Annotated in this window: 13 protein-coding genes; 5 read left to right on the top strand and 8 right to left on the bottom strand. The window is 70.5% G+C overall.

Annotation, left to right across the window (positions count from 1 at the left end; translation table 11 throughout):
- Positions 1-22: 22 nt before the first annotated feature.
- Both SM452_RS01740 and SM452_RS01735 read right to left on the bottom strand, forming a co-directional pair.
- Complete coding sequence (locus SM452_RS01740) at positions 23-385, bottom strand: PH domain-containing protein (protein WP_135241958.1); 363 nt, start codon at positions 383-385, stop codon at positions 23-25.
- A 32-nt stretch (positions 386-417) separates the two neighbouring features.
- A complete protein-coding gene (locus SM452_RS01735; protein WP_262015867.1) occupies positions 418-726 on the bottom strand; it encodes a 4a-hydroxytetrahydrobiopterin dehydratase in 309 nt (102 codons plus the stop codon).
- A gap of 184 nt (positions 727-910) precedes the next feature.
- On the opposite strand from SM452_RS01735, the gene SM452_RS01730 reads away from it, so the two are divergent.
- Entirely contained in the window at positions 911-1,351 is a 441-nt protein-coding gene (locus SM452_RS01730; RefSeq protein WP_262015868.1) for a (deoxy)nucleoside triphosphate pyrophosphohydrolase, read from the top strand.
- A gap of 107 nt (positions 1,352-1,458) precedes the next feature.
- Here the strand turns inward: SM452_RS01730 and SM452_RS01725 are convergent, their stop codons facing one another.
- From SM452_RS01725 to SM452_RS01700, 6 genes are all read right to left on the bottom strand, one after another.
- Positions 1,459-2,565, bottom strand: coding sequence for a succinate dehydrogenase/fumarate reductase iron-sulfur subunit (locus tag SM452_RS01725; RefSeq protein ID WP_262015869.1), 1,107 nt, complete (start codon positions 2,563-2,565; stop codon positions 1,459-1,461).
- Positions 2,565-4,478, bottom strand: a complete 1,914-nt coding sequence (locus SM452_RS01720; protein WP_463839195.1) for a fumarate reductase/succinate dehydrogenase flavoprotein subunit — start codon at positions 4,476-4,478, stop codon at positions 2,565-2,567. Before SM452_RS01720 ends, SM452_RS01725 begins: the two co-directional genes overlap by 1 nt.
- A gap of 10 nt (positions 4,479-4,488) precedes the next feature.
- Positions 4,489-5,310 carry a hypothetical protein gene (locus SM452_RS01715; RefSeq protein WP_121685313.1) on the bottom strand — a complete coding sequence of 274 codons (822 nt, stop codon included), beginning with the start codon at positions 5,308-5,310 and terminating at the stop codon, positions 4,489-4,491.
- Positions 5,311-5,537: 227 nt separating this feature from the next.
- Positions 5,538-6,959 (bottom strand): TldD/PmbA family protein, encoded by a 1,422-nt coding sequence (locus SM452_RS01710; RefSeq protein ID WP_463839194.1) that lies wholly within the window; start codon positions 6,957-6,959, stop codon positions 5,538-5,540.
- Complete coding sequence (locus SM452_RS01705; protein WP_450068443.1) at positions 6,956-8,392, bottom strand: TldD/PmbA family protein; 1,437 nt, start codon at positions 8,390-8,392, stop codon at positions 6,956-6,958. The genes SM452_RS01710 and SM452_RS01705 overlap by 4 nt, the downstream gene beginning before the upstream one ends.
- A 113-nt stretch (positions 8,393-8,505) precedes the next feature.
- Positions 8,506-9,054 (bottom strand): Uma2 family endonuclease, encoded by a 549-nt coding sequence (locus tag SM452_RS01700; RefSeq protein WP_128139080.1) that lies wholly within the window; start codon positions 9,052-9,054, stop codon positions 8,506-8,508.
- A 240-nt stretch (positions 9,055-9,294) separates the two neighbouring features.
- Here SM452_RS01700 and SM452_RS01695 point away from each other — a divergent pair, with 240 nt between their 5' ends.
- Genes SM452_RS01695 through SM452_RS01680 form a run of 4 tightly spaced genes read left to right on the top strand, consistent with a single transcriptional unit; the run spans position 9,295 to position 13,418 of the window.
- The gene (locus SM452_RS01695; protein WP_355506364.1) at positions 9,295-10,398 is read left to right on the top strand and encodes an ABC transporter ATP-binding protein; all 1,104 of its coding nucleotides are present in this window, start codon (positions 9,295-9,297) and stop codon (positions 10,396-10,398) included.
- Positions 10,395-11,417: an ABC transporter ATP-binding protein gene (locus tag SM452_RS01690; protein WP_355506366.1), complete on the top strand. Its 1,023-nt coding sequence runs from the start codon at positions 10,395-10,397 to the stop codon at positions 11,415-11,417. Before SM452_RS01695 ends, SM452_RS01690 begins: the two co-directional genes overlap by 4 nt.
- A complete protein-coding gene (locus tag SM452_RS01685; RefSeq protein ID WP_073828805.1) occupies positions 11,414-12,418 on the top strand; it encodes an ABC transporter permease in 1,005 nt (334 codons plus the stop codon). Before SM452_RS01690 ends, SM452_RS01685 begins: the two co-directional genes overlap by 4 nt.
- 13 nt (positions 12,419-12,431) lie before the next feature.
- A complete protein-coding gene (locus tag SM452_RS01680; RefSeq protein WP_120573221.1) occupies positions 12,432-13,418 on the top strand; it encodes an ABC transporter permease in 987 nt (328 codons plus the stop codon).
- The last annotated feature ends 13 nt before the right edge of the window (positions 13,419-13,431 follow it).

Here is a 13,431-nt window from a genome sequence, read left to right as displayed (position 1 = left end):
GGCGGCGATTGTGCCAGGCGGGTCAGGAGATGTATTGCAGGATCACGTTGTGCACGTGGTGGCTCTTCTGCGCGCCCCGGAACTCGACCTCGTAGGTGTGGGTGCCGACGTGCACCGCGATGGACCCGGTGGAGAAGAACGAACCACCCCAGGACTTGTTGCTCACCACGCTCACGCTGGTGATCTTCGAGTACGGGATGCTGGTGATCGCGTACCGCTTGCCGACGAAGGAGCGGTCCTGGACGATCACGCGCCGGTCGGTCAGGCCGATGAAGCCGGTGCCGGTGCCGATCGCGTCGTAGACGGCGATGATCTGCTCGCCGGGCAGCAACCCGCTCTGAATCTGCTGGAACTGTTCCTTGCGGTCGTACGTGGGGCCAGACATGCACCCGAGGGTAGGCGGGGCGTGCCAGCGGCTCAGGACTCGGTGACCGCGCGGACCGCGTCCTCGATGCGCGCGGCCAGCAGCACCTCGCCCTCGGTGAGCGGCTCACCGTCGTCGTGCCCGAGCCGGATCTGGGTACGGTCGGCCCGGCGGCTGATCTCGGGGCGCAACCGCAGCGCGTCGGCCACCACCGCCACCCGCTCGGTGAGCGCGGCGTGCTGGGTGTCGTCGAGGACGATGGTGCGGCGGATCTGTTCGCCCTCGCGCGTCCATCCGGACAGCAGGGCGAGCGCGTCGCTGAGGTAGTCGTGCTTCACCCGGCCGCTGAACAGCACGCGCATCACCGCACCTCCCAGGCGTCGTTGCCGGCTTGTGGCCAAATCGTCGCCATCCCGTGTCCCAGTCGACGCCCTCTAGTCTCTCGCCACTCAGATGGTGTGTCCACGCCCACACTTCCGTGTTCTGCTGACCTGACGGTCGACGCAGCTACCCAAACCGCCGATTGATCTGGCACGCTGGTGGCCCGTGCGGACCGAACGGGTAAGCGGAAGCGGGCAGGCCGACCGGCGGGAGCCGAAGGTGGTCGTCGGGGCGGCGATCATCGAGGGCGGCCGGGTGCTGGCGTGTGAGCGCTCCGCGCCCCCCGAGGTGGCGGGGCGCTGGGAGTTCCCGGGCGGGAAGGTCGAGCCCGGCGAGGCCGAGACCGACGCGCTGGCCCGGGAGTGTGCCGAGGAACTGGGCGTACGGGTGGCTGTCGGCGCGCGTGTCGGCCGGGACGTACGGATGGCGCACGGCCGGTCCGTGCTGCGCGTCTACGCCGCCCGCCTGCTGCACGGCGACGAGCCCAAGGCGCTGGAGCACGCCGAGCTGCGCTGGCTGACCGCCGCCGAGCTGGACAGCGTCGACTGGCTGCCGGCCGACGTGCCGATCGTGGCCGCGCTGCGCCCGCTGCTCGACACCGCCTGAACGATCGCGGCGCGAGCCGGGCCGTCCGGTGAACCGGACAGCCGGGCAGAAACGGGACGAGGGCCCGCGGCGTGTGCCGCTGGCCCCCGTCGTCGTCGCGCTGCTGTTCAGTGCTTCGGCTCGTCCTGCTGCGGGTGAGCGAAGTTGAGGTGCTCGGGCGGCAGCGGGAACGTCACGTCGTCGCCGAACGGCGACGGCGCGGCGGCCTTGTTGAACGTCAGTTCGGTCAGCGGCAGCTTGCCGTTGGCGTCCACCGCCGGGGCGGTCGGGTGCGGCACCTCGCGGTGCCAGTTGACGCCCTGCTGCGCCTGACGCTCGGCGGCACTGTCGTGCGAGCCGCCCGCGTGCGAGTGCACCCCGCCGGCGTGCGAACCGCCGCCGTGCGCGTGCGCCCCGCCGTGCGCCCCTCCGGACGTGACGGCACCGCTGGAATGCCCGCTGGTCGCGCTGGTCTGAGGCACCTGACCCCTCCGGAAGATCTTGTTACCGAGCCACACAAGGGGATCGTACCTGCGGTCGACGACCCGTTCCTTCATGGGGATGATCCCGTTGTCGGTGATCTTGATGTGCTCGGGGCAGACCTCGGTGCAGCACTTGGTGATGTTGCAGAATCCGAGGCCCATGTCCGACTGCGCGTACTCCCGGCGGTCGGTACGCGCGTCGAGCGGGTGCATGTCCAGCTCGGCCGCGCGGATGAAGAACCGGGGACCGGAGAACGCCGGCTTGTTCTCCTCGTGGTCACGGATCACGTGGCAGACGTTCTGGCACAGGAAGCACTCGATGCACTTGCGGAACTCCTGCGAGCGCTCGACGTCGACCTGCTGCATCCGGTAGTCACCGGGGGCCACGTCGGCCGGCGGCGCGAACGCCGGGGTCTCCCGGGCCTTCTCGTAGTTGAACGAGACGTCGGTGACCAGGTCCCGGATCACCGGGAAGGTGCGCAGCGGGGTGACGGTGACGGTCTCGGACTCCTCGAACGTCGACATCCGGGTCATGCAGCCCAGCCGCGGCTTGCCGTTGATCTCCATGGAGCAGGAGCCGCACTTGCCGGCCTTGCAGTTCCACCGGCACGCCAGGTCGGGCGCCTCGGTGGCCTGGAGCCGGTGGATAACGTCGAGGACCACCTCGCCCTCGTTCACCTCGACCGTGTAGTCCTTCAGGTCCCCGCCGGTCTCGTCGCCCCGCCAGATGCGGAACTGGCGCTTACTTCCCATCAGTTGTTCGCCTCCTCGTTGAGGGCGTCGAACTCGGCGAGTTCCTCGTCGGTCAGGTACTTGGCCAGCTCGGCCCGGTCGAACAGCCCGATCAGCTCCGGCCGCATCTTCGGCAGCGGCTTCTCGGTGAGCCGGACCGCGTCCCCGTCCAGCGAGCAGACCAGGTTGACCCGGCGCCACTTCGGGTCCATCGCCGGGTAGTCCTCCCGGGTGTGCCCGCCGCGCGACTCCTGCCGCTCCAGCGCCGCCATCGCGGTGCACTCCGAGACCACGAGCATGTTGCGCAGGTCCAGCGCCAGGTGCCAGCCCGGGTTGTAGCGCCGGCCGCCGGCCGCGCTGACCTTCGCCACCCGCTCCCGCAGCTCGGCCAGCCTGCGCATGGCGTCGGCGAGCTCGCTCTCCCGGCGGATGATGCCGACCAGGTCGCCCATCACCGCCTGCAGGTCCTGCTGGAGCTGGTAGGGGCTCTCGCCGGTGTCCCGCTGCAGGGGCGCCAGCGCCGTCTCCACGGCGGCCTCGACCGCCGCCACCGACACCGCCGGGCGGGTGGCGAGCTGATCGGTGTACGTGGCCGCGTGCCCGCCCGCGCGCTTGCCGAAGACCAGCAGGTCGGACAGGGAGTTGCCGCCGAGCCGGTTGGAGCCGTGCATGCCGCCGGACACCTCACCGGCGGCGTAGAGCCCGCGCACGGTGCCGTACGCCGCGCCGGAGTTCGGGTCCACCTCGACGCCGCCCATCACGTAGTGACAGGTCGGGCCGACCTCCATCGGCTCCTTGGTGATGTCGACGTCGGCCAGTTCCTTGAACTGGTGGTACATCGACGGGAGGCGGCGGCGGATCTCCTCGGCCGACTTACGGGAGGCGATGTCCAGGTAGACGCCACCGGCCGGCGTACCCCGGCCCTCCTTGACCTCGCTGTTGATCGCGCGGGCGACCTCGTCGCGGGGCAGCAGCTCCGGCGGACGCCTGTTGTTGTCCGGGTCGGTGTACCAGCGGTCCGCCTCCTCCTCGGTCTCCGCGTACTGCTTGCGGAACACGTCGGGGACGTAGTCGAACATGAACCGCTTGCCCTCGGAGTTCTTCAGCACGCCGCCGTCGCCGCGGACCGACTCGGTGACCAGGATGCCCTTCACCGAGGGCGGCCAGACCATGCCGGTCGGGTGGAACTGGAGGAACTCCATGTTGATCAGGGTGGCCCCGGCGCGCAGCGCCAGCGCGTGGCCGTCGCCGGTGTACTCCCACGAGTTCGAGGTGACCTTGTAGGACCGTCCGACGCCGCCGGTCGCGAGCACCACCGCGGGCGCCTCGAACAGGACGAACTCGCCGGACTCGCGGTAGTAGCCGAACGCGCCGGCGATCCGGTCGCCGTCGAGCAGCAGCTCGGTGATCGTGGTCTCGGAGAAGACCCGGATCCGCGCGTCGTAGCTGCCGAACTCCTGCTTGTCCTCCTGCTGGAGCGAGACGATCTTCTGCTGGAGGGTACGGATCAGCTCCAGGCCGGTCCGGTCGCCGACGTGCGCCAGGCGCGGGTACTCGTGGCCGCCGAAGTTGCGCTGCGAGATCTTCCCGTCCTTGGTGCGGTCGAACAGCGCGCCGTACGTCTCCAGCTCCCAGATCCGCTGCGGCGCCTCCTTGGCGTGCAGCTCGGCCATCCGGAAGTTGTTGAGGAACTTGCCGCCGCGCATGGTGTCCCGGAAGTGCACCTGCCAGTTGTCGCGCGAGTTCACGTTGCCCATCGCGGCGGCGGCGCCGCCCTCGGCCATCACCGTGTGCGCCTTGCCGAACAGCGACTTCGAGATGATCGCGGTCTTCTTGCCGGCCAGCCGGGCCTCGATCGCCGCGCGCAGGCCGGCGCCACCGGCCCCGATCACGACGACGTCGTAGTGGTGTCGTTCGATTCGCGTCTCAGTCATGTCCAGGCTCTCAGTTGATGAACCGCAGGTCGTTGATCCAGCCGGCGGCGACCGCCATCACGTAGAAGTCGGTGAGTGCCAGGGTGCCGAGGGTGATCCAGGCGAGCTGCATGTGCCGGACGTTCAACCAGGACACCCCGGTCCACGCCTTGTAGCGCATCGGGTGCTTGGAGAAGTGCTTGAGCCGCCCGCCGATGATGTGCCGGCAGGAGTGGCAGGAGATCGTGTACGCCCACAGCATCACCACGTTGCCGATCAGGATGATGTTGCCCAGGCCGAAGCCGAAGCCCTCGGGGGAGTGGAAGGCCAGGACCGCGTCCCAGGTGTTGATCAGCGAGATGATCGCGGCGGCGTAGAAGAAGTAGCGGTGCAGGTTCTGGCCGAGCAGCGGGAACCGCGTCTCGCCGCTGTACGACTGGTGCCCGTCCGGCACCGCGCAGGCCGGCGGCGACAGCCAGAACGACCGGTAGTACGCCTTGCGGTAGTAGTAGCAGGTCAGCCGGAACAGCAGCAGGAACGGCAGGGTGAGCGCCGCATCCGGGATGATCCACCAGCCGGGCAGGAACTGGCCGAAGTGCGAGGAGCCCTCGACGCAGCGGTCGGTGACGCAGGGGGAGTAGAACGGCGTCAGGTAGTGGTACTGCTCCACCCAGTACCACTTGTGCATGAAGACCCGGACCGTCGCGTAGATGACCCACGCGCTGAGCCCCACCACTGTGATCAGCGGGGCGATCCACCATCTGTCGGTCCGCAACGTCTTCGCCGCGATGGCGGCGCGTGCCCGCCCTCCCCGCGGCTGCGGTCTCGGCGTCCTGGCCGACGTAGTTGTCATTCGAGTCATCTCCCTGACGTCACTGTCACGTCCTGCGCACGCGCGAGGCCACACCGGCGAACCGGTGCGGCTAAGTGACACACGTTACGCCGATCTTCACGGCCCGGCCGCGCAACGCAGTGTCCCGTGTGTCCCGCAGCTTGGAAAGAGTCAGTTCATGATCAATGTGGCGGGTCGGCCGAACGGTGCGCCGACCGGTGCCGTGACGCGCCAGGCGGCGCGCCGGATCACCCGGACGCGCCGCCGGTGAAGTGCCAGGAGGCCAGCCGCAGCGCCGGGGTCTCGTACCAGGAGCCGTCGACGCGAGCGGGCTGGCGGACCGCCGTCCGGCCCAGGCCGAGCACCCGGCCCGGCCCCATCGCCAGGGGGTACGACTCGGTGAACCGGAAGTCGCGTACCGCCCGGGTCGGCACGCCGTCCTCGACCAGCCACACCCCGTTGCGGGTCAGCCCGGTGACCACCAGCTGCTTCGGGTCCAGCACCCGGGTGTACCAGAAGTCGCTCACCAGCAGCCCGCGCCGCATCCCGGACACCAGCGCGGCGGTGTCCGGGTCGCCCACCGCCCCGGTCACGCCCGCGCTCACCGCCGCGGCGGCCGACTCCGCGCCCGGGTCCGCGCCGGCCGCCAGCAGGCGGATGTTGTGCGGGATCGGCCCGAACGTCGCGCTCCCCGGCATACCGTGGCCGGTGGACCCGGTGCCCGCCTCGGCGCCGCCGCGCCTGTCGTATGCCACCGCCCCTGTGGTGCCCCGCTCCACCAGCGGCAACGCCCGCCGGGGCGTGCCCTCCAGGTCGAACGGCAGCGTGCCGGCGTGCAGCGGGTCGTCCACCAGCGTCACCGCCGGGTCGAACTGGGCGGTGCCCGGTTCGGCGAAGGACTGCCGTTCGGCGTACCGCTTGCCGTTGAAGCCGTACCAGGCCAGGTTCTGCAACAGGTCGGCGACGGCCGCCGGTTCGAGCACCACCTCGTAGTGCCCGGGCGGCAGCTCGACCGGGTCGGCAGCGGCGCGCGCCTTCGCCGCCGCACGGGCGCCGAGCGCCGCGCCGTCGAGATCGGCCAGCCGGTCCGCGCAGAGCCGCGCCACCCCGTCGGCGCCGCCGGCACGCGCGATGCCGTCCATCGCCGCCTCGGCCGCCCGGCCCACAGCCGTGTGCCCGGCGGAGTTGGCGAACGCCCCCGACCGGTACGCGGTGCGGCAGTAGCCGGCCGCCTCCAGCCCCTCCACCGCCTCGACGAACGCGCGTACCCGCTCGGCCCGCTCGTCCGGCGAGGCGAACGCGGTGGCCTCGTCCACGGCCGGGCCGGACGGCACGGGCACCGGCGCGGTGAGTCCCGGCCAGGCCGGGTCGGGCGGCGCGAGCCGGGCCGCGGCCCGGGTCCGCTCGACGAGCGCGGCCAGGCCGTCGGCGTCCACCCGGCTGCCGCTGCCGGTCACGGTCCGCCCGTCCACGTGCAACCGCAGGTGTACGGCGACGCCGGTCTCGGACACGTTCTGGTGGACGAACGAGTTGGCGAACCGGGTCAGCGCCAGGTCGGAGCGGGTCACCAGCACCTCGGCCTCGGCGGCCGGACCGGCCGTGTGCCGGACCAGGTCCACCACCCCGGCGGCGATCTCCAGTTCGGCACTCGTGCCGGCACTCCGCTTCATGCCCGCACCCCTACCCGGACGCCGCGGAACCGGGCCGGCGCGGCCGGGTGACCGGTGTGCCCGACCTGCCCGGGCTGCCCCTTCCCGCAGTTGGGCGTGCCCCAAGCGACTGTCTCCGAGGAGAGCATGTCCATCGAGCGCCAGAAGACCGGGCCGATGCCGGTGTAGGTCGGGTTGCGCAGCATCCGCCCCCGGCGGCCCTTCTTCACCTCCCAGCCGACCTCGCAGCCGAACTGGAAGTTGAGCCGCTTGTCGTCGATCGACCAGGACCGGTTGATGTCCATCAGCACCCCGTCGTCGGTGGCCGCGATGATCTCGTCGAGCGTGTGCGGGCCGGGTTCCAGGCCCACGTTCGTCATCCGCACCATCGGCAGCCGGGCCCAGCCGTCCGCCCGTACGCTGCCGCCGTGGTCCAGGCCGGCGACGGCGGCCGAGTCACGGCCGGCGAGCACCCCGACCCACCGCCCTTCGCGGACCGCGTCCCGGGCGACCGCCGGCGAACCCTCGTCGTCGTAGCCGAAGCTGCCCAGCGCACCCGGGATGGTCGGGTCGATCGTCACGTTCATCAGCTCGGAGCCGTAGCGCAGCGAGCCGAGCCGGGCCAGGTCGAGCCAGGACGTGCCGGCGAACGCCGCCTCCCAGCCGAGGATGCGGTCCAGCTCGATGGCGTGCCCGACCGACTCGTGGATCTGCAACGCGAGCTGCTCGCCGCCGAGGATCAGGTCGGTCTCGCCGGCCGGGCAGAGCGGGGCGGTGAGCAACTCCCGGGACTCCTCGGCGATGCGGGCGGCGTGCGCGGCCAGGTCGAGCGAGGTGACCAGCTCCCAGCCGGTGGTGCCGTACTGCCCGCGGTAGCTCGGGTAGGACCGCCGCTGCGTCTCGCCGTCACCGATGGAGGTGGCCGAGATGCCGCCACCGCACTCCCGGATGCGCTGGTCGATCCGGTGGCCCTCGCTGGAGACGAACCACTTCGAGGTGTCCCAGATCTGGTAGAGCCCCTCGGCCAGGTCGGCGCCGTGCTCACGCATCGTCGCCGTGGCGCGGGCCAGCAGGTCGCCCTTGTCCGACAGCGGCACGCCGAGCGGGTCGACCGCGCAGTCCGAGGCCCAGGTCGCCACCGTCGCCTCGACCGGCACCAGGTCGATCGGCGGGCCGGGCACCCGCGCGCTCGCGGTGGCGATCGCCGCGGCGCGCCGGCCGGCGTCGCGGGCCGCGGCGTCGGACAGATCGGGTACGGCGTGGAAGCCCCATCCCGATCCGACGAGCGCGCGTACGCCCAGCCCGATGCTCTCGTCCTGGCTCAGCTCCTCGACGTCGCCGTTGCGGGCCGACATCGACTCGTAGCGGCGGTGCATGACCCGGGCGTCCGCGTACCGGGCGCCCGAGTCGAGAGCGGCCTGGACGGCGGCGGTCGCCGCGTCGAATTCGCTCATGTCGGCACTCCGCTGCGCTGCGTGCCGGCATGAGGCACCTTCGCGCCGCCCCGATGATTCGCTCGCTGACGCTCGCTCATGCGCCCGACCCTAGGCGAGCGCGCCGACATCCGTCAGGGGACGAGATCCTCCGGCCGGATCGTGGCCCGGACGGGCTCGGCCAGCTCCAGCACGGAACCGGGCTTGGTCACCGACACCTCCCGGTAGTGCCGGCCCTGCCGCCGGTGGAGGTGCAGCGTGCCGGTCTCCTGCTCCACCAGCAGGTACCACTCGATGCCCGCGGCGGCGTAGTAGTGCATCTTGAGCACCTTGTCGGTCGCCGCGTTGCCGGGTGAGATGACCTCGCACACGAGCCGCACGTCCCGCGCCTCGATCATCGGCTCGTCGAAGTCGATCGACTCGGTGACGACCAGGTCGGGAATCGGTATGCGGCCTGGCCGGAGCCGGACGTTGACCGTCTCCAGCAGTTCCAGGCCGGCGTGCTGGGCCGCGGCCTCCAGCAGATTGCCGAGGTTCCGCTGGATTCGCTGGTGCCGCGGAGTCGGTGCCGGTGTCACGTGCAGGCTCCCGTCGAAGAGTTCGACGCGCTGCCGCGTCTCGCCGAGGGCGAGGTACTCCTCTTCGGTCCACGGGCCGTCGTGGCCGAACACCGCCGCGGTCATGGTCGCCTCCACCTCGTGCCGACAGGAATCGTCCCTTCGTCACCGGGACCATGGTCGCACCCCGGGTGCGACGACGAGGCCGAGATGCCCAATCGTGGCCGTGAATGTCCCAGGTGAGGGGCGTGCGGACGGGAGACCGAGTCGTTACGCTCTCACCGCTGACAGACCGCTCGATGTAGCTTATTTTCGCCTCCAAGGGTTTGCTGTAGGTTCTCTTCATCATCGAAGGGGAGGCGGTCAATGGGCAGGTCGGAGGCGGTGCCGTCCGGGGAGCCGGACCGCCCGGAGGTGCCGGAGCAGCGATCCGGCGACGGGCCCTATCTCCAGGTCAGGGATCTGCGGGTGCGGTTCGACACCGAGGACGGTGTGGTGCGGGCCGTGGACGGGGTGTCGTTCGCGGTGGAGCGGGGTCGCACGTTGGGGATCGTGGGGGAGTCCGGGTCGGGTAAGAGCGTGACGTCGCTGGCGATCCTGGGTCTGCACAACGCGAAGCGCACGGCCATCTCGGGGGAGATCTGGGTGGGTGGGCGTCAGCTGGTGGGGTTGGGTGAGGAGGAGGTGCGGCGGCTGCGGGGCCGGGACATGGCGATGGTCTTTCAGGATCCGTTGTCGGCGTTGCATCCGTATTACTCGGTGGGTCGGCAGATCGCGGAGGCGTATCGGGTGCATCACCCGAGGGCGGGTCGGCGGGAGGCGCGCACGCGGGCGGTGGAGATGTTGGGCCGGGTGGGGATTCCGCAGCCGGGGAAGCGGTTCGATCAGTATCCGCATGAGTTCTCGGGTGGGATGCGGCAGCGGGCGATGATCGCGATGGCGTTGGTGAACGATCCGGATCTGCTGATCGCCGATGAGCCGACGACGGCGTTGGACGTGACGGTGCAGGCGCAGATTCTGGATCTGCTCAGTGATCTTCAGGAGGAGTTCCGGTCGGCGATCGTGTTGATCACTCACGACTTGGGTGTGGTCAGTCAGGTGGCTGATGACGTGTTGGTGATGTATGCGGGTCGGGCGGTGGAGCACGGGAGTGTGGAGCGGGTGTTGCGGGCGCCGCAGCATCCGTACACGTGGGGGTTGTTGTCGAGTGTGCCGTCGTTGCACGGCGACGCGGACGCGGACCTGGTGCCGATCCCGGGTAACCCGCCGTCGTTGATCAACCTTCCGCCGGGGTGCGCGTTCCACCCGCGCTGCCGGTACGCCGACGTCAACGGCGACCGGTCCCGCACCGAGGTTCCGGAGCTGGGGCCGGCCGGGGCGCCCGGTCACCTGGTGGCCTGCCACCTGTCGGCGGCCGACCGGGAGCGGATCTACCGCGACGACATCGCCCAGGTGGGAGTGGCCCGATGAGCACCGAGACCGAGCCGTTGCTGTCGGTGCGGGGGCTGACGAAGCATTTCCCGGTGCGGCAGGGTCTGCGTGCCCGGGGTGCGGTGCGGGCGGTCGACGGCCTGGACTTCGACGTGCGTGCGGGGGAGACCCTCGGGCTGGTGGGGGAGTCGGGGTGTGGGAAGACCACGACCGGGCGGATGCTGGTGCGTCTGCTGGAACCCACCGCCGGCAGCATCACCTTCGCGGGTCGGGACATCACCCACGGTGGGCGTCGTGAGTTGCGGGCGTTGCGGCAGGACCTGCAGATCATCTTCCAGGACCCGTACGCGTCGTTGAACCCGCGCCACACGGTCGGGCGGATCGTGGCGATGCCGTTGCAGGTCAACCGGATCACCCCGCCCGGCGGGGTGAAGAAACGGGTGCAGGAACTGCTCGAACTCGTCGGGTTGAACCCGGAGCACTACAACAGGTATCCGCACGAGTTCTCCGGCGGGCAACGCCAGCGCATCGGCATCGCCCGCGCCCTCGCCCTCAAACCGAAACTCATCGTGGCCGACGAGCCCGTCTCGGCGCTGGACGTATCCATCCAGGCGCAGGTCATCAACCTGCTACGCGACCTGCAACGCGACCTCGACCTGGCATTCGTGTTCATCGCCCACGACCTCGCCGTCGTCCGGCACTTCTGCCACCGCGTCGCCGTCATGTATCTCGGCAAGATCGTCGAGATCGGTGACCGCGACACCATCTACACCCGCCCCCAGCACCCCTACACCCGGGCCCTGCTGTCCGCCATCCCCGACGTCACCGCCCTCGGACCCGCCGGACGCATCCGCCTCACCGGCGACGTGCCCACCCCACTCAACCCACCGTCGGGCTGCCGCTTCCGCACCCGCTGCTGGAAAGCCACCGACCACTGCGCCACCGAGGAACCGGCGCTGGTCACGCGGGACGGCGGCGGGCAGCTCACCGCCTGCCACTACCCGGAGAGCGGACCGGTCGGCGTGCCGACCGGCGAACCCGTGGAGGTGTCGAAATGAGCCTGTCGCCGGTCGAGGGTGTCGCGCTCGCCGAGATCGAGTCCCCCGGGCAGGAGCCGGACGAGAAGAAGCGGCTCGTCGGCCGCTCACCCGGCCAGCTCGTCTGGGCCCGGCTGCGGCGCGACCGCACCGCCATGGTCAGCGGCATCGTGCTGGCCCTGTTCATCCTGGTGGCGGTGGCCGCGCCGCTGATCCAGCGGCTCTACGGCGTGTCGCCGAACCAGCAGTTCGGTGAGCTGCTGGACGCCACCGGCATGCCGCTGGGCTACGTGGGCGGCGTCAGCGGCGACCACTGGTTCGGGCTGGAACCGGGCCTGGGCCGGGACATCTTCATCCGGATGATCTACGGCATCCGGACGTCGCTGCTGATCGCGCTCGGCGCCGCGCTCGTCACCACGACGATCGGCGTGGTGCTCGGGATCGTCGCCGGCTTCCTGGGCGGGGTGGTCGACTCGGTGATCAGCTGGATCACCGACGTCGCGCTGGCGTTGCCGTTCCTCATCTTCGCGCTCGCCGTGGTGCCGACGTTCTCGCTGCGCTTCTACGGCCCCCGGGACGCGGTGCCGACGTGGTTCGCGGTGACCACGCTGATCGTGGTCTTCGCCGCGTTCGGCTGGACCGGCACGGCCCGGCTCGTCCGCGGGCAGGTGGTCTCGCTGCGCGAGCGGGAGTTCGTGGAGGCGGCGCGGGCCAGCGGCGCCGGGCTCGGGCACATGCTGTTCCGGCAGTTGCTGCCGAACATCTGGGCCCCGATCCTGGTGGCGTTCTCGCTCGCCGTGCCGTCGTACGTCACGGGGGAGGCGGCGCTGTCCTTCCTCGGCGTCGGCCTGCCCGAGTCGGTGCCGAGCTTCGGCCGGATGATCTACCGGAGCATCGACTACCTGCAGACCGACCCGGCGTACGTCTTCTTCCCCGGCATCACCATCTTCGCGCTCGTGCTGGCGTTCAACCTCTTCGGCGACGCGCTGCGCGACGCGCTCGACCCGAAGTCGTCACGGTAAGGGGTTCGACGACATGGTGCGGTTCCTGCTGAAGCGGCTGCTGCTCGCCGTCTCGGTGCTGCTGGCGGTGAGCATCGTCAGCTTCCTCATGTTCTTCGCGCTGCCCCGCGACCCGGTGACCGGCATGTGCCCGAAGAACTGCAACGCCGAGCGGCTGGAGCGGGTGCGTACGGAGCTGGGGCTCAACGACCCGAAGCCGACGCAGTACGTCAACTACATGAAGGGCATCTTCGTCGGCCGCGACCTGGGCAGCGCGCAGGGCGGCAAGTGCGAGGCGCCCTGTCTCGGCTACTCCTACGTGAACAGCGAGTCGGTGACCGACACGTTCGCCCGGGTGCTGCCGGTGACGCTGAACATCGTGCTTCCGGCGGCGGTGCTCTGGCTGGCGCTCGGGGTGGGACTCGGGATGATCTCCGCACTACGGCGGGGGTCGCTGCTCGACCGCATCTCGATCGGGTTGACGCTCACGTTCGCCTCGCTGCAGCTCTACTTCGTCGGCGCCGTGCTGCTGCTGATCTTCGTGTACACGCTGAAGATCCTGCCGACACCCCGGTACGTGCCGTTCCTGGAGAACCCGGTGGAGTGGGCGCGCGGCCTGGTACTGGCGTGGGTGACGCTCGCGTTGCTCTTCTCCGCGATCTACGCCCGGCTGTCCCGGGCGCAGATGCTGGAGACGCTCTCCGAGGACTTCGTCCGGACCGCGCGGGCCAAGGGCGTGGCGAAACGCAAGGTGTACGGACGGCACGCGCTGCGCGCGGCGATCACGCCGATCGTGACGATCGCCGGTATCGACGTCGGCGCGGCGCTGGGCGGCACTGTCATCACCGAGACGACGTTCGGCATCCAGGGGCTGGGGCGTACGGCGGTGGAGGCGGTGCGCCAGGGCGACCTGCCGACCATCATGGCCACGGTCCTGGTGTCGGCGTTGTTCGTGGTGGTGGCGAACATCATCGTCGATCTGCTCTACGCGTTCATCGATCCCCGGGTGCGTCTCGGCTGACCTCGGCGTCGCC

The organism is Micromonospora sp. SYSU B005, from assembly GCF_055362685.1.
The sequence above is the reverse complement of the archived record's forward strand: the minus strand, read 5'-3'. Positions and strand labels throughout refer to the sequence as shown.